Origin of the sequence: Stutzerimonas stutzeri, from assembly GCF_002890915.1 — a bacterium.
Lineage (GTDB): Bacteria > Pseudomonadota > Gammaproteobacteria > Pseudomonadales > Pseudomonadaceae > Stutzerimonas > Stutzerimonas stutzeri_AF.
The window spans coordinates 144,628-164,666 of record NZ_POUT01000008.1 but is presented as its reverse complement, the minus strand read 5'-3'; the positions used below and the strand labels follow the sequence as shown (position 1 = coordinate 164,666).

At 63.8% G+C, this 20,039-nt stretch carries 16 protein-coding genes and 1 pseudogene; 3 read left to right on the top strand and 14 right to left on the bottom strand.

From position 1 onward, the window contains the following. Positions 1–58: 58 nt before the first annotated feature. From CXK94_RS15150 to CXK94_RS15080, 14 genes are all read right to left on the bottom strand, one after another. A complete protein-coding gene (locus tag CXK94_RS15150) occupies positions 59–1,057 on the bottom strand; it encodes an AraC family transcriptional regulator (RefSeq protein ID WP_102895037.1) in 999 nt (332 codons plus the stop codon). Positions 1,058–1,499: 442 nt separating this feature from the next. Next, positions 1,500–2,039: a cupin domain-containing protein gene (locus tag CXK94_RS15145; RefSeq protein ID WP_102894974.1), complete on the bottom strand. Its 540-nt coding sequence runs from the start codon at positions 2,037–2,039 to the stop codon at positions 1,500–1,502. A 59-nt stretch (positions 2,040–2,098) separates the two neighbouring features. Further along, positions 2,099–3,205, bottom strand: a complete 1,107-nt coding sequence (locus tag CXK94_RS15140) for an alcohol dehydrogenase catalytic domain-containing protein (RefSeq protein WP_180984430.1) — start codon at positions 3,203–3,205, stop codon at positions 2,099–2,101. Between the two features lie 148 nt (positions 3,206–3,353). Further along, complete coding sequence (locus CXK94_RS15135) at positions 3,354–4,625, bottom strand: DUF1329 domain-containing protein (protein WP_102894972.1); 1,272 nt, start codon at positions 4,623–4,625, stop codon at positions 3,354–3,356. Positions 4,626–4,645: 20 nt separating this feature from the next. Next, entirely contained in the window at positions 4,646–6,229 is a 1,584-nt protein-coding gene (locus CXK94_RS15130) for a DUF1302 family protein (RefSeq protein ID WP_102894971.1), read from the bottom strand. 65 nt (positions 6,230–6,294) lie between these two features. Further along, positions 6,295–8,670: an efflux RND transporter permease subunit gene (locus CXK94_RS15125; protein ID WP_102894970.1), complete on the bottom strand. Its 2,376-nt coding sequence runs from the start codon at positions 8,668–8,670 to the stop codon at positions 6,295–6,297. Positions 8,671–8,705: 35 nt separating this feature from the next. Continuing rightward, the gene (locus CXK94_RS15120; protein WP_256046040.1) at positions 8,706–9,746 is read right to left on the bottom strand and encodes a WD40/YVTN/BNR-like repeat-containing protein; all 1,041 of its coding nucleotides are present in this window, start codon (positions 9,744–9,746) and stop codon (positions 8,706–8,708) included. A 276-nt stretch (positions 9,747–10,022) separates the two neighbouring features. Continuing rightward, a complete protein-coding gene (locus CXK94_RS15110; RefSeq protein WP_102894967.1) occupies positions 10,023–11,990 on the bottom strand; it encodes a methyl-accepting chemotaxis protein in 1,968 nt (655 codons plus the stop codon). Between the two features lie 98 nt (positions 11,991–12,088). Then, complete coding sequence (gene dmpG / locus CXK94_RS15105; RefSeq protein ID WP_102895036.1) at positions 12,089–13,105, bottom strand: 4-hydroxy-2-oxovalerate aldolase; 1,017 nt, start codon at positions 13,103–13,105, stop codon at positions 12,089–12,091. Positions 13,106–13,115: 10 nt separating this feature from the next. After that, the gene (locus tag CXK94_RS15100; RefSeq protein ID WP_037040651.1) at positions 13,116–14,057 is read right to left on the bottom strand and encodes an acetaldehyde dehydrogenase (acetylating); all 942 of its coding nucleotides are present in this window, start codon (positions 14,055–14,057) and stop codon (positions 13,116–13,118) included. Between the two features lie 30 nt (positions 14,058–14,087). After that, the gene (mhpD, locus tag CXK94_RS15095) at positions 14,088–14,882 is read right to left on the bottom strand and encodes a 2-keto-4-pentenoate hydratase (RefSeq protein ID WP_037040649.1); all 795 of its coding nucleotides are present in this window, start codon (positions 14,880–14,882) and stop codon (positions 14,088–14,090) included. A 354-nt stretch (positions 14,883–15,236) separates the two neighbouring features. Continuing rightward, positions 15,237–16,094, bottom strand: a complete 858-nt coding sequence (locus tag CXK94_RS15090) for an alpha/beta fold hydrolase (RefSeq protein ID WP_102894966.1) — start codon at positions 16,092–16,094, stop codon at positions 15,237–15,239. Between the two features lie 16 nt (positions 16,095–16,110). Beyond that, a complete protein-coding gene (mhpB, locus tag CXK94_RS15085; protein ID WP_037040644.1) occupies positions 16,111–17,061 on the bottom strand; it encodes a 3-carboxyethylcatechol 2,3-dioxygenase in 951 nt (316 codons plus the stop codon). 292 nt (positions 17,062–17,353) lie between these two features. Beyond that, complete coding sequence (locus CXK94_RS15080; protein ID WP_102894965.1) at positions 17,354–18,328, bottom strand: AraC family transcriptional regulator; 975 nt, start codon at positions 18,326–18,328, stop codon at positions 17,354–17,356. A gap of 181 nt (positions 18,329–18,509) precedes the next feature. Between CXK94_RS15080 and CXK94_RS15075 the strand changes: the two genes are divergently transcribed. From CXK94_RS15075 to CXK94_RS22675, 3 genes and pseudogenes are all read left to right on the top strand, one after another. Then, the gene (locus tag CXK94_RS15075) at positions 18,510–19,106 is read left to right on the top strand and encodes a cytochrome P460 family protein (RefSeq protein WP_102894964.1); all 597 of its coding nucleotides are present in this window, start codon (positions 18,510–18,512) and stop codon (positions 19,104–19,106) included. A gap of 91 nt (positions 19,107–19,197) precedes the next feature. Then, positions 19,198–19,728, top strand: a complete 531-nt coding sequence (locus CXK94_RS15070; protein ID WP_256046041.1) for a cytochrome P460 family protein — start codon at positions 19,198–19,200, stop codon at positions 19,726–19,728. Between the two features lie 110 nt (positions 19,729–19,838). Next, positions 19,839–20,018 (top strand): annotated as a pseudogene (locus CXK94_RS22675) (nitroreductase family protein); the annotation flags it as partial. Between the last annotated feature and the right edge of the window lie 21 nt (positions 20,019–20,039).

Genomic DNA, 20,039 nt, shown 5'->3' with positions numbered 1-20,039 from the left:
CCGTTGGGCTTATCCCGTCAGTGCCAAAAGATGCGAATTGCCGAACGCCCCGGCACGCTCAGTGCGCCAGGGTCTCGGAGGGGCTCTCGCCGAAGCGACGCTTGTAGTCGGTGGTGAAGTGCCCGAGGTGGCTGAAGCCCCAGCGGAAGGCCACGGCCGTCACGGTATCGCCACCGGGCGCCAGCCGCTTGAGCTCTTCGTTGACCCGACGCAGGCGGATTTCCTTCAGGTAGAGCATGGGCGAAGTATTGCGGTAGCGGCGGAACCCGGTGAACAGCGAGCGGCTGCTGACGCCGGCATGCTCGGCCATGTCGACGATGGAGATCGGCTCGTGGGCCTGTTCCTCGATGTAGCGCTCGACCCGCTTGACGAAGGACGGCGCCAGCGACGGCCCCTCTGACGCCAGTTCGGCCGAATAGGTATGCGGCTGGTTGGCCAGCAGCAGGCTGACCAGGCCACTCTCCAGCTGCGCGACCATCAGCGGCGGGATTTCATCATCCTGCGACACGCAGTCGTAGACCCACCCCACCATCCGCAGCCAGCGCGCACCGGCCACGGTGTTCAACGGCATGCTGGAGTCGAACTCGATCTGGTTCCGCAGCGTACGCCCCAGCAATTGCTGGCAATGCCGCTCGAGAAGGCTACGATCGATGCGGATGATCAGCTTCTCGGTATTGGACGCGTGGTTGATCAACGTGGGGGTATGGCTGTTGAGCACGGAGCCCATGTGCGGGTTGCACACTACGCGCTGCGAGCCGACCTCGATTCGCTCCTCCCCGCGGATGGGCATCTGCACCAGGGCGAAGTTCTCCATCACATCCGGCCTGATTGTCACCGCACCGCCGTAACTCATGCGGCCTATGCCGATGCTGCCGATACGCCGGTAGTAGATGCGGGTGTTGACCGCGCCCTTGCTATCCACGGCGCACAGGCGGTTCTCGCAGAAGATCTTCTCACCCCACTGGCGAGCCTCTTCCAGGTCATGGGTACGACAAAGCTCATAACGCGCCAGCACGGTTTCTGGCGGTGTAACCGGACGGAAACTCAACTGTTCCATTTGCATGACCCTCTTCGGTCTGGCCAGGCAACCAGATCGATTTGCACGATTCTTATGCGATCCCGAGTCGTGCCCGGGATCATTCTTGTTATTGCAATCGCTAGCTGAACCGACGCGGGCCAAAGCGTCCTTTCAGGTGCTCCGGTTCAGTGCAAGGCATAGCGTGGTCATCTGCCGATGGTGCGGTAATCCTTCCCTTCGGCCTGAACACCAGCCGCTCCAGGGCAATGAGTGTTCGGTTCGTCGTGACCACAGTCCTGATCAAGCATTAAGCATGCCTATCTTCATGGCCCATCGCAGCGCCGTGCGATGGGCCGGAGGTATTTCCTCCCGTTCGGTGTCGATCAGCGTCGGATGAGACGACATGTCCTTGTTATGAATGACAATGGAAAGAACCGGAGACGGCAGGGAGCCGTCTTCCAGCTCGGCCAGGGCCCACGTCTCACACGCGTTTCGCGTGCACCATCACGAACATCATCCGGGCCGGAGTGTTACCGGTGTTACGCCAGGCGTGGCGGGTACCCATCTGCACCAGCACATCGCCTGCTCTCACCACGGTGGTTTCACCTTCGTCGAGGACGAGCGTCAGCTCCCCTTCCAGGAGCACGCCGTAGTCGATGCTGTCGGTGCGATGGAAACCCGGTGCGTCCGGCTCGAACAGCTCGGCCAGGCCGGGCAGCCGGGCGGCCATTTCCGCCCCTGCCGCCTGCAGCCGCTCTTCGCTGGGCAGTACCTCCGGCTCCGGCGGGAAGGTCACCAGCATTGCGCAGGTGCCGCCCGGCCCGGGCAGGACGGAAGTAGGCCGGGCCGGCGGATCGGGCTGCACATTGCCGACCTGCGGCGCGGCTTCGGTTTTCCAGAACATCGCGGCACTGAAGCCCGGAACGTTGCTGAACGGTTCGTCACCGGGAATCGCACCGGCGCTGACGATCCGCGAGCGGCCCCGGGCATCGTGCCCGGTGACGACGCGTTGTGCTTTCATCCTGTTCTCCTCGTGGCCGCCAGCGCCAACGGAATGCGGTACCGGCGGCGTCACTCATCTCACCGATGAAGAATGTGGAAGTTGCTGAAGCCGTTGCCTTCGGCCTGGATCTCGTCCAGCGCCTCGTTGAGCTTCTCCAGTGGATACGGGCGATTTTCCAGAATGGACAGGTCGAGGATCCCCGACTCCATCATGCTGGCCATCTCTTCGCCTTCGCTGGTGGTGAACCACAGCGAGCCGAGGTACTGCAGCTGGGCGCACATGAAAGGATGCGGATCGATGGGAATGGGGCCGGCCACGCCACCAATCTGCACGATGCGACCGCCGCGGGCGACCGCCTGCATGGCATCGACGGATAGCTCGGTGGGTGCCTTGGCGCCAAGGGTATCGAGCATGCAATCGACGCCCGCCGGCAGCAATGCCCGGACTTGCTCGGCGATGCGGCCTTCGCCGATGCGGATCGGCACCACACGGCGCGGGTCCAGCGCCTTCAGGCGCTCCAGCGCCAGGGCATCGCGCGCCACCACCAGTACGCGGGCGGCGCCGAAGGCCAGGGCCAGCAGGGCCGCCCCCACGCCCAGGGTGCCGCTGGCCCCGAGGATCAGGATGTTCTGCGCCGGGCGCAGCGCCGCCTTGCGGATGGCCGAATAGGCAGTGCCCAGGTAGCCGAAGCGGGTGGCGGCGGCGAAGCCCAGGCAATCCGGCAGGCGCACCAGGCTGTGCACGTGGGCGGTCATGTACTGGCTGTAGCCCGCGTACGGATAGCGTTCGAAGACCTGCTGCGAACCGGGACCGAAACCGAAGTAGCCGGTGAAGGTGTAGGACTCGCAGCGCGGTGCGTTGCCCTCGCGGCAGTGACGGCACTCGCCGCAACCTACGCCGGGATTGACGTAGACGCGATCGCCGGGTTTGAACGCGGTGACGTGGGTGCCCACGGCGGCCACGGTACCGGCCGAATCCAGGCCGAAGATGGCTGGCAACCTGGGCAGCGGCAGGAAGGGATACCACTCGGGGAAATGGGTGGTGACGTTCTTCAGGTTGGGGATGATCCCGCTGGCGGCAACCTTGACCAGTACGTCGTGGGGGCCGGGGCTGGGTATCGGGATCTCGTCGACGACGAAACGACCACCGATCTCGTGCAGACGAGCTGCTTGCATCATGGACACGGGGCACTCCTCGGATCGCGGCTCCGATACGAAGCGGTCGATCCTGTCTTGTTGTTTTTCTGGTTATGCGCAGCCAGGACGGATGCGTCACGCGAAAGGCCCGCCCCTCACGGGGCCGGGCCGGCACACAAGGTGGTGAAGCCGGGCCTCAGCGGCCCGCCGCCTGCAGCGCCTGCAGGGAGAAGTCCGAGGCCTTGGCGTCGAAGTTGGTGCGCCAGGTGCTGGTGTCGATCAGCGAAATCGTCGCGTGGTTGCGCTGGAAATCGATCACCGCCCCCACGGTGGTGCGGATGTCGCCGTCGGCCGGGTTGGAATAGGAATGGAATTCCATGAACTTCCAGAACTCGCCCTTGCGGTTGTAGGCCTCGCCGTAGTGGATGCGCGGGTACTGGGTATCGATGTACAGCACCTTCTTGCTGTACGGGTGGATCGACGGCGTGATGGCCTCCACCACGTAGACTTCACGCACTTCGTAGCTGTTGCCGGTCATGTTCCAGTACGGCGGGTTCGGATCCATCACCGGGTAGCGCTCGGCGAAGCTCTTGCCGTCCTTGTTCCAGATATCGGCGCCCTGCTTGCTCGCAGTCACCGCCAGGATGTTGCGCTTGCCCAGCAGGCGGTACTCGGGATACCAGCAGGGACGCGCGTTGAAGATCTCCAGGTCGTCCTGCAGTTGGTCGGAGGAGCCCACCGGGTCCATCCAGGCGCCACCGGAGAGCTGGCGCACGCGGCGCACGGCGGGAATGTAGGCCCAGACGCTGTTCACCTTGTCCGAGTCGTACATGACGGTGTAGGTCCCCAGGCCCTTCATGTCCGAGGGCGACTTGAAGTACAGCAGCTGGCGGCCACGCTCGCTGCCGTCGCCCTCCACCGTGCTGTCACCGGTCAGCCGGCCCTTCATGGTGTAGCGGGTGAACTCGGCCACCGGCTCGGCATGCACTCCTTTCTTGCCATCGACCAGCAGCTGGGTGTAGCCCGGAACCTGCGACACGTCACCCACCAGCTGGCCCAGGTGCCAGTTCCAGAGGATCTTCTCGGCGGCCTGCGGGTCCTTCTCGTCGATCTCCGGGAAGGGTGCGCCGGCACCCCAGCCGTCGACGCGACAGGCTTCCCGGTTGATCGAAGTCTTGCCGGCGTTGGCCTGGGAGGCTTCGACCCAACGCGGGTCGAGCGGAACTTCCTTGGACGCCGCCAGCGGCATCTGCATGCCGCTGTTGCGGATACGCCACTCCAGCTTCTCGGTCAGCAGGCTGGCAATGCTGTGGCCCTCGAAGGTCTGGTCCTTCAACTGGTCGATGTTGGCGGCCGTGATCACGGTGCCGGCCGGCACCTCGGCGGCATTGCCAATACCGATGAAACCGCCGGCGGCGATCAGGCCGGCCAGCAGAGGGGTACGCAACGCATGACGGAAATGGGTCATCTCGTGGTCTCCGTTTGGGCTCAGAACAAGTAGGTCAGGCTGGTGTACAGCTGGTCGCGGTTGTGCAGGTAGCCGAACAGCGTGGTGTTGTCGGTCAGCGGGGTATCGCTGTTCTCGTAATGGCCGTCGTCCCAGAACAGGTCGTACTCGACCTTCCAGCGCAGCTTGCTGCTCAGTTCGAAGGTCACCGAGGGGATGGCGAAGCCGCCGCCGTTGCTCAGGTCGGAGCCGACCACCAGGTTCGGGCGGATACGGCCGTTGGCGTAGCTCATGTCGAAGATCGCGGTGCCCATGACCGTGTGTTCCTTGACCTTGCCGCCCCAGCCGACGCTGTACAGCAGGTTGTCGTCCTCGTCGTAGTTCTGCACCCACTTGTCGAACAGCTGCACCGAGAAGAACATCGGCTTCTCGGTGCCCAGCAGGTTCTGGGTGAAGGCCAGGTTCTTGTCCATGCGCAGCATCAGCGCGACCACGTCCTTCTTGACCCAGCCATCGAAACCGGGCGCCACCAGCTGGCTCATGATGGTCGGGTTGTCCAGGGCGATGTTGTACGGCGCGTCCTTGATGTAGGCCATCTCGGTGCTGAACACGGCGTCGGTTGCCGCGGAATAGCTGCTGGCGGTGACGCCGAAGATGTCGACGATCGGGTAGATGACCTCGCCGGCCACGCCACGGGTCCGCTCGCCGTTGAGCGCTCCGCTCGGCAGGTCGGGCCGGCCGATCAGCGCCTGGTTGTCGGAGGCGTTGAGGATCGGGGCGTTGTAGTAGGTCTTCAGGTACGACAGCGAGTAGTTGGTATCGCCCCACAGGCCATTCCAGCGGATGCCGCCGGTGATGTCGTGGCGGTCGCCCTCGTCGTGGTTGTAGTTGTAGGGGTCGACATTGCGGAAATCGACGCCGGCATAGGGCTGGCTGGACCAGCGCCCGCCATAGATGTCGATCTCGGTGCCGCCGATGTCCCTTTTCGCGTCCAGGCCGGGGCGGATGAACGTCTCGATGCCGCCGTTGAGCTCCGGCACGTCGATGTTGAACTTGGCCATGATGTTGGTCTTGCGCAGCTCCTCGTTGGCCGGTTCGAGGAACGAACGCCAGGTGTTGTCGAAGCCGTGCACCAGGTCGTTGGCGGCGAAGAAATCGGTCTCGCCCCAGGCGATCTGCTGCTTGCCGAGGCGTACCCAGGTGCGCTCGCCCATGGGGAAGTCCACGTACAGTTCGCGGATGTCGGTCTTGTTGTAGAGATCGGTGATGTCGCCGCGGCCATCGGCCTCGTGGTAGTTGTTGGCGCCCATCTCCTCCAGGTGCTCGAGGAAGTTGGTCTCGATCTCGCGCACGCCGCGCAGCTTGGCGACCACGGAGAAGGCGTCGCTCGGACGCCATTGCATGTTCAGGCGCACGGTGCTGCGGGACATCGACAGCTTGCCGCGATCGTCGTAATCGGGCGTGTCCTCCCAGTTCTTCATGTTCCAGGACATTTCCTGGCGCAGGTAGCCGTCGTAGCTGAAGGTGTCGGCCAGCACCGGCGTGCTCGCCACGCCGAGTGCGACGGCCAGGGCCAGCTTGCCGAATGCGGACCGCGGTAGTTCGCCACGGATGAGTGTGTGCATTGGATGTTCTCCCCAGGGTTTGCGGCAGTGATTGATCGGGTTGTGGTTGTTGTTCTTGTTACGTCTCAAGCCATCTGGAGCGCCGAATCGTTGCCAACGGCGACCGCTGCCCGAGTGCGCTCGCCGAAGACGAAGCGCGGGCGGAACACGTAGAGCAGCGCCGGCATCACGAACAGTGCGCTGAAGGCGGACACGGACAGCCAGATCGCCATCAGCAGGCCCATCTCGGCCTGGAAGCGCAGCGACGACGCCCACCACAGCAGGGTGGCGAAGACCAGCACGCTCGCCGTCACGATCACCCCCATGCCGGCGGTGTGCAGCGCGATGCGGATGGCCTCCTCCGGGCTCTTGCCGATGGCGATCTCTTCCTTGACCCGGTCGGAGATGTAGAAGGCGTAATCCACCCCCAGCCCGATCCCCAGGGCGGCTACCGGCACGGTATTGATGTTCATGCCGATGCCCTGCCAGGTCATGAAGGCGAAGGTCAGCATGTTGGAGATGATCACCGGCACCATGAACACCATGCCGGCGATGGAGGAGCGGTACACCGCGGTGCAGATCAGCGCCAGCACCAGCAGGGCCAGGGCGATCGCTTCGACCTGGCTGGCCAGGATGATCTCGTTGACCGCAGCCATCACGCCGATCAGGCTGCCGGCCAGTTGCCACTCGCCGTCGTCAAGCGGGTTCTGGGCGATGAACTCCTTGATGCGTGCAACCGCGGTGCGGATGGTCTCGCCCTGGCGGTCGCGGAACATCAGGGTCACCGCGCCGTTGGCGTACTGCTCGTCGGCGAAGCGCGAGATGTCGCCGGGTTCGGATACCGAATCGAGCATGGCCACCAGGCTGCCGTTGATGGCGCTGCTGTCGCCCAGTTCGAGGTAGCGCGGGTTGCCTTCGCGCAGGCTGAGGTTGACCTGCGGCAGCACGTCGGCCAGGGAGACGGAGCCCCCCACTTCCGGCTGTGCCTCGATGAAGCGTTGGAAGCTGTTCATCGCCTGCAGCGCTTCGCTGGTCTTCATCAGGCCGCGGTTGCCGTCCTCGCCGAGCACCACGAACATGCGGTCCACGCCCTCGAAGCGGTTGTTGATCGCGTCCGCATCGACGTTGTAGGTCGATTCCGGCCAGAGGATCGGCGACCCCGGGTTGGCATCGCCGATCTTCAGGTTCAGCGAGTAGAAGCCGGCGCCGACCACCAGCAGAAAGCCGCCGCCAAGGACAACGTAGCGCGCACGCGACAGGCTGACGGCCGTGGCCAGATCCAGCACCCGGTTCAGCAGCGGGATACAGTTGAGCGGATGCACCATGCCGTGCGGACGGCGAATGAACGACAGCATGACCGGCGTCAGGATCACCGCGCTCACGGTCAGCGTCATCACCCAGACGCAGGCCAGCACGGTGAGCTTCTGCAGCATCGGGATCGGGCTCAGGGCCACCACCGCCATGCATGCCGCATCGGCGATCACACCCAGCATGCCGGGACGGAACAGGTCCGCCAGCGCCACCCTGGCCGCAGTGCGCGAGGTATCGGCATTGGCCGGCAACAGTTCCAGCTCGTCGTCGAAGCGATTGACGATCTGCACCGAATGGGACACGGCGCGGGAGGTGATGAGCATGGCGACCACGATCACCAGCGGCTCGAAATGGATGTCCAGCAGGTGGCAGATACCCAGCGCCCAGGAGGCACTGACCAGCCCCGCCAGCAACGGCAGCATCACGCCGCGCCAGGTGCGCAGCAGAATGAACAGCATCACCAGGGTGACCAGCAGCGCCGCGCAGACCAGCTGGAAGGTCTCCGGCAGATAGTGGCCTACCCATCCGTACAGGATCGGGTCGCCGACCACGCGGATGTTCACGCTGCCGTCGTCGACACGGTCGATCAGGCTGCGAATCTCATGGAACACCTTGCCGTACTCGACCTGCTCGTCGATGAAGTCGACGGTGACGAGCGTCGCCTGCAGGTCCTTGGATACGTAGGGGCCGTAGACCAGGGGGTTACGCAGCACCGCCTGCCTCAGCTCCTGCATCTGCGCGGCGGTCTCCGGCAGGTCCGGCCACATCAGCGGCAGGCTGACGATGCCGGTGGTGGAGGCGCGGACTTCCTTGAGCTTCTTCGACGCCAGCGAGGTGATCTGGTAGGGGTTGACCGCCGAGACCTCGCGCAGCCCCATGGTCACTTCGCGCACCTTCTCCAGGACCGGCTTCTGGAAGATGTCGCCCTCGTCCACCTCGAACATGATGGTGACCATGTTCGAACCGCCGAAGGTGTCCTTGAACTTCTCGTGCGTCTGCACGTATTCGTGGCGCGAGGGCAGCATGTCCTCGAAGACAGTGCGCACCTCGATATGCAGGGCGGACCAGCCCAGCACCAGGGTCATGAGCAGCAGAGCGCTGGCCACCCAAACGCTGCGCCGGATACAGAACGCGGCTATCCGATCGATCATTGAAATGCTCTCGCTTTGTTAGGCAAATGAGGGGTTCAGGGCTTGAGCTGCGACCAGCGCCGGCCATCCCAATGGCCGATGTCCGCACCGGCGAGCCAGAGGCCACCGGCTACCGGCAGCGCTCTCACGTGCCAGGACAGGTTGCGCTCATCCAGGTTGCCGGCCTGCCATTGCCCGCCGTCGCCGAGAGCCCAGCGGCCCAGGGCGCCGGTGACGAACCAGCGCCGCTGCTCGGCCAGCCAGGCCACGTCGAACAGGTGCTCGGCGAGCCCAACGTCATGGGCCTCCCAGCTCTGGCCGCCGTCGCTGGTTTCCAGGACCGTGCCTTCCAGGCCGACGGCCATGCCGTTGCGGGCATCGCGGAAAGCCACCGCCATAAGCGAGGCGCCAGTGCCGCCGTCGATGTCGTGCCAGGCCTGCCCATCCAGGTCGCCGAGCACGATCCGGCCGAACTCGCCGACCAGTACCAGGCGGCCGTCGTCGAGGATCGCCACGTCGTTCCAGGCCACGTCTTCTTCTTCGCGCAGGCGTTGCCAGGTCACGCCATAGTCCCGGCTGATCAGCAACGCGCCCATCTCGCCACTGGCGATGGCCAGGCCATCGGCGCCGATACGTACGCGATTGAGCTTGTTGGCGATCTCGGAGCGCGGGACGTCGCCGGCCCGCTGCCAGCTGGCGCCGCCGTCGCGGCTGTAGAGCACCACGCCGCCATTGCCGACAGCCACGGCATGCCTGGCGTCCCATGCGGCGATGTCCTGCAGCGTATGGCGGGTGCCGCTGGGCAGACGGCTGGTGCTGCCGTCCTGCGCGATCCTGAGGATCTTGCCGTAGCTACCCGCGGCAAGCAGCTCGCCACCGGGTAGCTGGGCCAGCCCATAGAACTGGTCACGGCTTTCCAGCGGCGCCGGGTCGATGGTGCTGCCCACCGGCTGGGGACGAATGAAGATGCCAGCCCAGAGCAAGGTGGCGATGATCATCCACGGCAGTACCGCCATGAAGAGTTTCAGCAACCGTGCAGCGGGCGTCGGAGTAGCCGCCTGCGCAATGCTGAGTTCGCGAGTAACGAGGTTCGACATGAGACTGATCCACACGTTGGTCGCCGCCGGGAAATCTGCGGCGAGGCAACGTGACATTAGGTCTCCGTACCCGCGGGGGACTATCCGTGGACTGCTCGGGTTATCCCCCCAGTGCAGGTTAATGATCCTGATCAAGTTTCGAGCATGGCGGCAGCGCGGCAATCTTCCGATTGCCACGCAAAAAATACTTATATTTCAATTGGTTATTGATAAATAACCGAATGACGACGACACCACGCCCCGCGCAGAGGATGCGCGGCCGCCGGCCGGGAGGCGTCAGAGCCGGAAGCGGCTCACCAGGGCGTTCAGGCGCGTTGCGCTGGCTTCCAGGCCGTCGCTGCGCTGGCTGACCGCCCCGGCGCTCTGGGACGAGCGTTCGGCGGAATCGGCGATGCTCACGAGGCTGCGTGAAAGCAGGTCGCTGGTGGCGGCCTGTTGCTGCGTGGCGGTGGCGATCTGCTGACTCATGCCGCGCAGCTTGGCCATGATCCGGGAGATGCTCTCCAGTGCCTCGCTGGCTTGCCGGGCACTGGCTATGTTATCCAGCGAACTGCGCCGGCTCTGCTCGATGATATCCACGACACGGGCGGTGCGCTCCTGGATGAGATGGATGCTGGCGCGGACCTCCTCGGTGGACGAATGGGTCCGCCGCGCCAGCGCCCGTACCTCATCGGCAACCACCGCGAAGCCCCTGCCCTGCTCGCCCGCCCGCGCCGACTCGATGGAGGCATTGAGGGCAAGCAGATTGGTCTGGTCGGCGATGTCGCTGATCACCGCGACGATGGTGCCGATGGACTGGCTGGCCTCGCCCAGCTGGGCCGCCAGGGTCGAGACGTGCTCCAGCGTGTCGGCATCGTCATGGATCGCTGCCACCAGCCCGGAGACCTTCTCCTGGCCCAATGCGACCGCCTGATCGCCCTCCCCCGTGGCGACGGCTGCCTGCCCGGCATTGCCGGCGACCTCATCGACGGTCGCGGCCATCTCCTGCATGGCCGTGGCCAGTTGGCCGACCTCGTCACGCTGTGCATCGACCGAGCGTTCCGCGCTTCGGCTTTGGGCATGCAGCTCCGTCGAGATGCCTTGCACGGCCTGGCTGGTACCGTTGATTTCACGCACCAGTTCCCACAACGTCTCCAGGAACCGGTTGAACTCGCGGGCAAGATTGGTCAGCTCATCGTCCCCGCGTATCGGCAGGCGCGCGCAGAGATCGGCGTCGCCGGTGGCCAGCTCGTGCACGGCCTCCACCACCCGCTGCAGCGGCCGGGCCAGGGCCCGGCCCAACAGCACCACGGTGATCGCAAGCACCAGCGATGCGAAGATCCCGAGCAGGATCAACTGCAGGGCCAGGGTCTTCACTCCACCGAGCAATGCGGAACTCGGTAGCGCCAGCCCCAGCGACCAGGGCGTGACGTCAGCACCGATCGCCACCGGCGTCACCAGCATGAAGACCTCTTCGGACATGGCCGGCGAATCGAAGCGCAGGGTCATGCCCTGGCCCTTGCGGACCGACTCGATCACCACCTCGAAGTAATCGCCAAGAAAGTCGCCTTCGGTGTCCTGTTGCCGTTTGCCCACCCGGCCAGGATCGGGATGTGCCACCAGCGTGTTGTCGCTGGCGATCAGCGCCGCCACGCCCACATCCAGTGGCCGCAAAGCCGCTACCTGCTGCTGCAGTTGGACGACATCCAGGCCGACGCCCAGGGTGCCCACCACCTGTTGCCCCGCCAGCACGGGCATCAGCAACCCGATGACCTGGCGGTCGTCCAGTGCCAGCAGGGGGATGACCTGTACGCTGGCCGGGCCGGCCTGCCCCATCCGCGCCAGAAGCGCTTCGCGCTGTGGCTCCAGGCCCGGATGCAGGTGCTCGCCGCTGCGCAGCCAGAGGACGCTGCGGTCCGTCCCGCCCTGTCGCGGCACCCACCATACTGCCGAGGCGGAATCCTGGGACCGAAGCAGGGATTCGGCGATCTGGTCGGCAATACGCCGGTCCGGCAATTCCCCGTCGATCATCTCGCTACCCAGCAATCCGGCAGTATTGCGCAGGGCGTGCAGCGAGGCGTCGAAAGACTTGGAGATTTCCGCCGCCTGTTGTCGGGCGACGGCATTCACAGCCACCTCGGCCAGCGCTTCCGTCGAAGACTTGCCGGAGTAGTAGACCAGCAGCACGGTCGCCAGATAGATCAGCAGCATCAGCGGCAGGACGGTGAAGAGCAGCTTGTTCTTCATCGACAGGTTGGACAGCATCAACAGCACCTCGTCCGAATCGACCGGCTCGCGGCGGGCCCGGCAAGTCACGGAAAATAAAAAAACGCCGTGCAAGCACGGCGTAAAGGAGCATCTCGTCAGGACCGCTGCTCGAGCAGGTCCAACGCGACATCGACGATCATGTCTTCCTGCCCGCCGACCATGCGGCGCCTGCCCAGCTCGACCAGGATGTCGAGCGTCTTGAGCCCGTACTTGGCGGCCGCGACTTCGGCGTGGCGCAGGAAGCTGGAGTACACACCGGCATAACCGAGCCCCAGCGTCTCGCGATCGACTCGCACCGGGCGGTCCTGCAGCGGACGCACCAGGTCGTCGGCCGCATCCATCAGGCGATACAGGTCGGTGCCGTGGTTCCAGCCCAGGCGCTCGGCGGCGGCGATGAACACTTCCAGCGGCGCGTTGCCGGCCCCGGCGCCCATGCCGGCCAGGCTCGCATCGATGCGGTCGCAGCCCTCTTCCACCGCGACGATGGAGTTGGCCACGCCCAGGCTCAGGTTGTGATGCGCGTGCATGCCGGTCTGGGTTTCCGGGTTCAGCACCGCCTTGAACGCGCGCATGCGATCGCGCACGTCGTTCATGTTCATCGCCCCGCCGGAATCGGCCATGTAGACGCACTGGGCGCCGTAGTCCTCCATCAGCTTGCCCTGGCGAGCCAGTGCCTCGGCCGGGATCATGTGGCTCATCATCAGAAAGCCCACGGTGTCCATGCCCAGGTTGCGGGCATATTCGATGTGCTGCCTGGAAACGTCGGCCTCGGTACAGTGGGTGGCCACGCGTACCGAACGCGCGCCGGCGTCATAGGCGGCCTTGAGGTCGTGCACGGTGCCGATACCCGGCAACAGCAGGACGGTCAGCCGGGCGTGCCGGACCACGTCGGCCGCCGCCTCGATCCATTCGAGGTCCGAATGGGCGCCGAAACCGTAGTTGAAGCTCGAGCCCTGCAGGCCATCGCCATGGGTCACTTCGATGGAATCCACCTTCGCCTCGTCCAGCGCACGGGCGATGTCCTGCACGTTCCGGATCGAGTACTGGTGGCGGATCGCATGGCTGCCATCGCGTAGGGTCACGTCGGAAATGTAGAGTTTCTTGTCGGTCATGCTCATGTCCTTAGCCCTCGGCATTCAGCATTCGTGCGGCCATCCGCTCGGCGGTGGCCAGGCCGGCAGAGGTCATGATGTCGAGGTTGCCGGCATAGGCTGGCAGGTAGTGGGCCGCGCCCTCCACTTCGAGGAACACGGAGGTCTTCAGGCCGGAAAAGCGCCCATGGCCCGGGATGTTCAGCGGCGCGCACTCGGGAATCACGTCGAATTGCACCTTCTGCTTCAGGCGATAGCCCGGCACGTAGGCCTGTACCGCCCTGGCCATCTCCTCGATGGAAGCCTCGACCGCCGCCTGGTCGACCGCCTCGGACAGCACGAACACGGTGTCGCGCATGATCAGCGGGGGCTCGGCCGGGTTCATGACGATGATCGCCTTGCCCTTGGCCGCCCCCCCGATCACTTCGATGGCCTTGGAGGTGGTCTCGGTGAATTCGTCGATGTTGGCGCGGGTGCCTGGGCCTGCCGACTTCGAGGCGATGGAGGCGACGATCTCGGCGTAGTGCACCCTGGCCACGCGGGACACCGCGGCGACCATCGGGATGGTCGCCTGGCCACCGCAGGTGACCATGTTGACGTTGAGCCGGTCGACGTGTGCCTCGCCGTTGACCACCGGCACGCAGTACGGGCCGATGGCCGCCGGCGTCAGGTCGATCAGGCGGATGCCCGGCTTGATCGCGCGCAGGAAGGCATCGTTCTTCACGTGAGCCGAGGCGGAGGTCGCATCGAAGACGAAGTCGATGTCCGCGAACACCTCCAGCCGCGCCAGGCCTTCCACGCCTTCGTGGGTGGTGGCCACGCCCAGGCGCTGCGCCCGGGCCAGGCCGTCGGAGTCGGGATCGATACCGACCATGGCAGCCATTTCCAGGTGCCGGCCATGGCGCATGATCTTGATCATCAGGTCGGTGCCGATATTGCCGGAACCGACGATGGCAACCTTGAGTTTGTTCATGAAGATGCTCTTTGCTGTAGGGCTTGCCGATCACTCGGCGGAGAAAGTCGCTGCGACCTGGCCGACGCCCTCGATCACAGCCTCGAAACGATCACCCGGATTAACCCCGACCATCGGTCCCAGGGCACCGGTGAGTACGATGTCGCCGGCGCGCAGCGGCTGGCCCAGGCGGGCCATGGTGCGTGCCAGCCAGACGGCGGCGTTGAGCGGATGCCCCAGGCATTCGGCGCCGCTACCGGTGCAGACCAGCTCGCCGTTGCGGGTCATGCTCATGCTCGCCTTGCGCAGATCGACGCCCGCTACCGGCAACGCCGGCCCCCCCAGCACGAAGCAGCCGCTGGAAGCGTTGTCGGCCACGGTATCGACGAAACGGATATTCCAGCCCTGTACCCGCGAACCGACGATCTCCAATGACGGCAGGACCCAACCGGTGGCCTCCAGCAGCTCGGCGAAGGTGGTATCGGCCCGGGGCAGGTCGCGGTGCAGGATCAGCGCGATCTCGGCCTCGATCTTCGGCTGCATCACCCGACCGAAGGGCACGGTCTCGTTGTCGCCATAGCACATGTCGGCGAACAGGGTGCCGAAATCCGGCTGGTCCACGCCCAGCTGTGCCTGCACCTTGGGGTTGGTCAGGCCGATCTTGCGGCCCACCACGCGCCGGCCGGCGGCCTCGGCATGGGCCACGTTCAGGCGCTGAATGGCATAGGCCGCCTCGCCGGCATCCTCCCCTATGCGCTCACGCAGCGGCGTGATCGCCTCGCCGCTACACTCGGCCGCGCGCAGGGCCGCAGCCAATTGTTCGAGAATGTCCTGGGTCACGCTCATATTCACCTCGTGTTCACCGCATCGCTCCCGCAGCAGGCAAGCCCGACCGCCGGAGACGCGAAACCTGTTGATGCCGATGCTAGGAAACGCTCGCCGCCGGCGGCGCTCCCGCCAGCTACGGCGTTATCCCGCCAGCGCAATAAGTTGGAGCCTGCCCGAGTTGGCCGTTGTGGATAGACGTATCCCTGTAGGAGCGGGCCATGCCCGCGAATATTCCGGCGCGCAAAGCTTGGCGGGCACGGCCCGCTCCTACGGACGTTCGGAACAGCTCGACACTTCGAGCAACACGCAGTTGGGACAGAACCATGAGTTCTTTCCGAGAGCGGCACCGGCCCGCTGGCATCGGGTGCCGGATCAGTTGCCGAGGAAATCCGCCACCAGGCGGTTGAAGCGCTCGGCATGCTCCCACTGCACCCAGTGGCCGCAATTGTTGAATACATGCAGTTCGCTGTTGGGGATGCCGGCGACCAGGCGCAACCCGGTATCCATGGGCACGAAACGATCGTTCCGCCCCCAGATCACCAGCGTTGGCGCGGCGATCTCGCCCAGGCGCATGGAAACATCGGGGAACTGGCGCGGATTCACGGCCAGGCTCTGGGTGAAATTCTCCAGATGGTCGCGGCGCAGAAGAATGTTCTCCAGACGCCCGGCAATCAGTTCCGGCGTCAGGTCGCGGGTGTCGTAGACGAAGATGTCCATCATCTGCTGCAGATTTTCCCGCGTCGGCTCGCGATACACCTTCTGCAGCAGCTTGATGCCTTCGGTCGGCATCGGCACGAATGGGCTTGCGCCGCCGGTTCCGCCACCCATCAGCACCAGGCGGTCGATGTGTTGCGGATAGGCCAGCGCAAAGGCCACGGCGCTGTGGCCACCCATGGAGTTGCCGATCAGATGCGCGCGGGAAATCGCCAATTGATCCAGCAGCCCCTTGAGCACGCGCGCATTGAGCGCCGAACGCGATTCGCTGCAGACGATGCTGTCGCTCTTGCTCCAGCCGGGGCAGTCCATCAACAGCACGCGGAATCCGGCCGCGACCAGGGGCTCCACGTTGCGACTGAAGTTGGACCAGCCACTGGCCCCGGGGCCGGAGCCGTGGAGCATCACCACCACCTCGCCGCCCTCGCCGCAGTCGTGATAATGGACGTTCAGGTCGACGCCCTGATCCTCGATGCGGGCAAAGCGGCTGGTGGCGGTTTCGCTGTACTGACTCATGGCATATCTCCCGGTTTCAATCTGGCTCGACCCGACTCGCGCTCAGCGAGCCGAAACCGGCAATCCACTCGGGAACCGGGCGGTAATAACGGTCGCTGGTCTGGTAAGGGCCATACATCGACAAGGCAGCGAAGGCCGCCACCCAGGTCTTGATCTCATGCGTGGACTTGCCCGCCAAGGCCGACAATTCGGCGTTGCTCATGGCATCCAGCTCGCCCAGGCGCCCCTGCTCCAACAGGGTGATGAAGTGCTGATCCCAGTCGGGATTGAGGGGATGCAGCGACTGCTGGTCTTCGGCGAACCGCTGCGCCGCGAGAATCACCCGCTGCGTACGTGCTTCGCGCTCATCGGCCGGCAGATGCCGGCCACTGCCCTTGAGCCGGTCCGCCATAAGGCCTTCGACCTTGGCCAGCTCCGGCACCGGCGGCTGATGCGACAAGCCTCCGGAACCGAGCAGCAGGACACGCTTGCCCAGCGTGCCTGCCCAGCGCCCGATCGCCTCGCCCAGCAGGCGGGCCCGCTGGAAACTCGGCAGCGGGGTCGCCAGCGAATTGATGAAGACCGGGATCACCGGCACGTTGCGCAGGCCACCCACCAGCATCTCCAGCGGCTGCGCGGCCCCGTGGTCGAGCTGCATGCGATAGGACACGGCGCTGTCCACCCCGGCGTCCAGCACGGACGCTGCACAGTTTTCGGCAAGCTCCTGCGGTACCAGCAGCGCTCCGGCGAGAGTGCCGAAATCGCCGATGGCGTGGGCCGCCATGCCGATGCAGAACGACGGCATGACATCGTAGAAAAAGCCGTTGTAGTGGTCAGGGCTGAAGAGGATCACCAACTCCGGGTCGAACGCAGCGATACGCTGGCGTGCCGCGGCGATGACGCCATCGACCTCGTCGAGTACCGCCGGGGCGGGGTCCACGTGCCCCATGAGCGGGGTATGGGATAGGCAATGCAGATAGACGGTCATGTCTCGTACCCAGTCAATCCCGGCCCGGCAACAGTCCGGGCCGCTCGTTGGGTCCAAGCGTAGAAAAGGCACTACCGGCGAGCACTCCCATGAGGGCGCGCTTTATCCGTAAAGCGCATAAAACGCTTTTGAAATGCATCGGTACGTTCACGCCAGATGCGCCGCGAGAACGCTACATCGCGGATTCGGGCAACGACTCTGCAGGCAGCAGAACCAGCAGCGCCAGCACCGATGATGACGCCGTTACCGGCTGGTTATGCGGGAAGGTGAACTTCCGATGTTCTGGCGACGACTACGTGCTCTTTTCGAAACCACTATTTTTTCCTATCACCGAAAACGTACGGCGAAAGCCACTGGGGTCCATGCCGTAAAGTTGGCTAAACGCCAGAGAGAAATTACTTCTGCTGGAAAATCCGGCTCGCTTGGCGACCTCGGCGACTGGAAGTGCTGTCGTGATCAATAACTCACTGGCACGACGCAACCTCACCAGTTTGACCAGACTCATCGGCGATTGCCCGAAGGCGCGCTGGAATGCGGCAGCAAACGCCGAACGACTCATCCCTGCAATCAGCGCGAGACTGTCTACCGTATAGGCGACGGCAGGCTGCTCAAAAATAGCGAGTAAAGCACGGCTTAGTCGTGTATCCGCCATGGCAGCCAACCAGGGTAATGGCGAGGGATCACGCTCAATCCAGCGCCGCAGCGCCAGTACCAGGCATTGCTTGAGCAATGCCTCGGTCAGAACACGCGAGCCGACGCCTGGCCGGGCCGACTCAGCCAACAACATGACAAACTGGTCTCGCAATCCGCCGCTGCCGCCAAAGTGCACTACCAATGGCTTTCCCAGTGAGCCGAAAGGATCCACCCCACCAGCCAATCCGATACGAAGCTCACCGCACGCCGTAGTAATGCCTTGCAGGCCTTCGCCGGCGATTAGCGTTGGCACGGATTCCTGTGACGACACCCCGCACACGCGCGCCCGGTATTCAAGCCGCACCGGTTTTATCGAGGCGCTTTCAAGGTGGTAAGCAACCCCAGGTGGCAGAAGTACGAAACTGTGTGGCTCGAGTTGAATAGGCGGTCCGCCATGAACCGCCAGTGTGCCAGCACCCTCCAGGCAGTAATGCAAACTCGCCGTCTTGCAGGAATCGAAGCGCATTCCCCAACCGTTACGTATATCGCAAACCGTGAAATGGGTTACGCCGATATCAAGAACAGCTAGCAATTGATCCAGGATCACATGCGCGGATAAGGGCGATTCGGACATGAGCGATTATTCAAGCGACCAGAACAAGAGAAGGACGATTATGAAAGCACCCCAAACATGAATGCAATTCGACAAATACGATTAAAAATTCTGGACGAATCAGAACCAATTCGAGACCAAAAAGTACGCATACAAAACTACGATGAAACTCCAACTATTCGTGGAAGAAAGGAGAAAGCCAATGCGTACTCCCTTACTGATTGCCACCGCGATTTCCAGCGCTCTTGCCATGACAACCGCACACGCCCAGTCGCCATCCGATAATGGCAACGCACAGGCAAGAGAACGCTATCTTCCCGAATACACGAAATCAGGCGAGTTGCTTTTGCCGAAGAATTTCAATGAGTGGATCTTCGTCGGCTCACCGCTTACGCCCAACGGACTCAACGACGGGAAGGCCAACTTCCCGGAATTCCACAACGTCTATATCGAGCCCGGCTCGTACGAAATCTACAAGAAAACCGGTGAGTTCCCGGAGGGAACGATCTTCTTCAAGGAACTGCAGCTGACCATCCCGGGCGAGAACCCGGATGGATCGCGCACCGAAGCCTCCGGACGCGGCTATTTCCCAGGGAAGTTGAATGGCGCCGACGTGACTGTCAAAGACTCCAAGCGCTATGCCGATACCGGCGGCTGGGGTTACTTCAACTTCAATCACCATGAGCCGAAGGCAGCAACGGCCAAGGCGAAACCCAAAGAAGAGTGCGCGTTCTGCCACATGGCGAGCGCCAAGAAAGATGATGTCTGGACACAGTTCTACCCGCTGCTTGACAAGTGAAATCGTCAGCAAACGTCATCGGTCAACCAACACGAGGAACTGTGCCATGAGAATAGTCGGTGCCCTAGGCGTCGCGCTGGCAGGATTGTCCATGATGGTCATCGTCACTGCCTACGGGCAGAGTGATATGCGCACACCCTACGAAACGACTGCAACCGTTGTCGACGACAAGGGAAATATAAAAGTCCCTGCCGACTATCAGACCGCTTATCAGATGCTGGGTACCTGGGCGGTGGCCGCAGACGCAGGCCCGGGCTCAAAGGAGATGCACGTGGTCTATGCATCTCCCGGAACCATCGACGCATACCGCAAGGCCGGGCACTTTCCCGATGGCACCATCCTCGTGAAGGAAGTGTTCAAGACGACCACCCAACCCATGACAACCGGAACGGTAAGCAGTGCCGGCACCCGCGCTGGCTGGTTCGTCATGGTGAAAGACGACATCGGCCGATACCCCGCAAACAAGCTGTGGGGCGACGGTTGGGGCTGGGCCTGGTTCGATGCGGCTGATCCCATGAGGACCACATCCACGGACTACAGGAAGGACTGTCAGTCCTGTCACGTGCCGGCACAAGCGTCAGACTGGATCTACACCCATGGCTATCCACCCCTGAGCCGATAAACCGGACACGGGATCTCCGCTCCGCAGCAATATCGGACACGCGCTCAAGCTCGGGCGACGCCTGCCCACTGGAGACCCTTACGAAGTAATCGATCCGTTCGCCCAGAGGAATGACCATGACCAATGGAGCCCCCCAGATCAACGCCGTCATCGAATGTATCTTGAGCCGAAGCGCCGCCAAGTATTACGACCCCGCTGCCACCTTGAGCGACGACCAGATTCGCGAACTGGTGCGAATCGGTACCGCCGCACCGACATCCTTCCACTTGCAGAACTGGCGCTTCATCGCCGTGCGCACGGCCGCTGCCAAA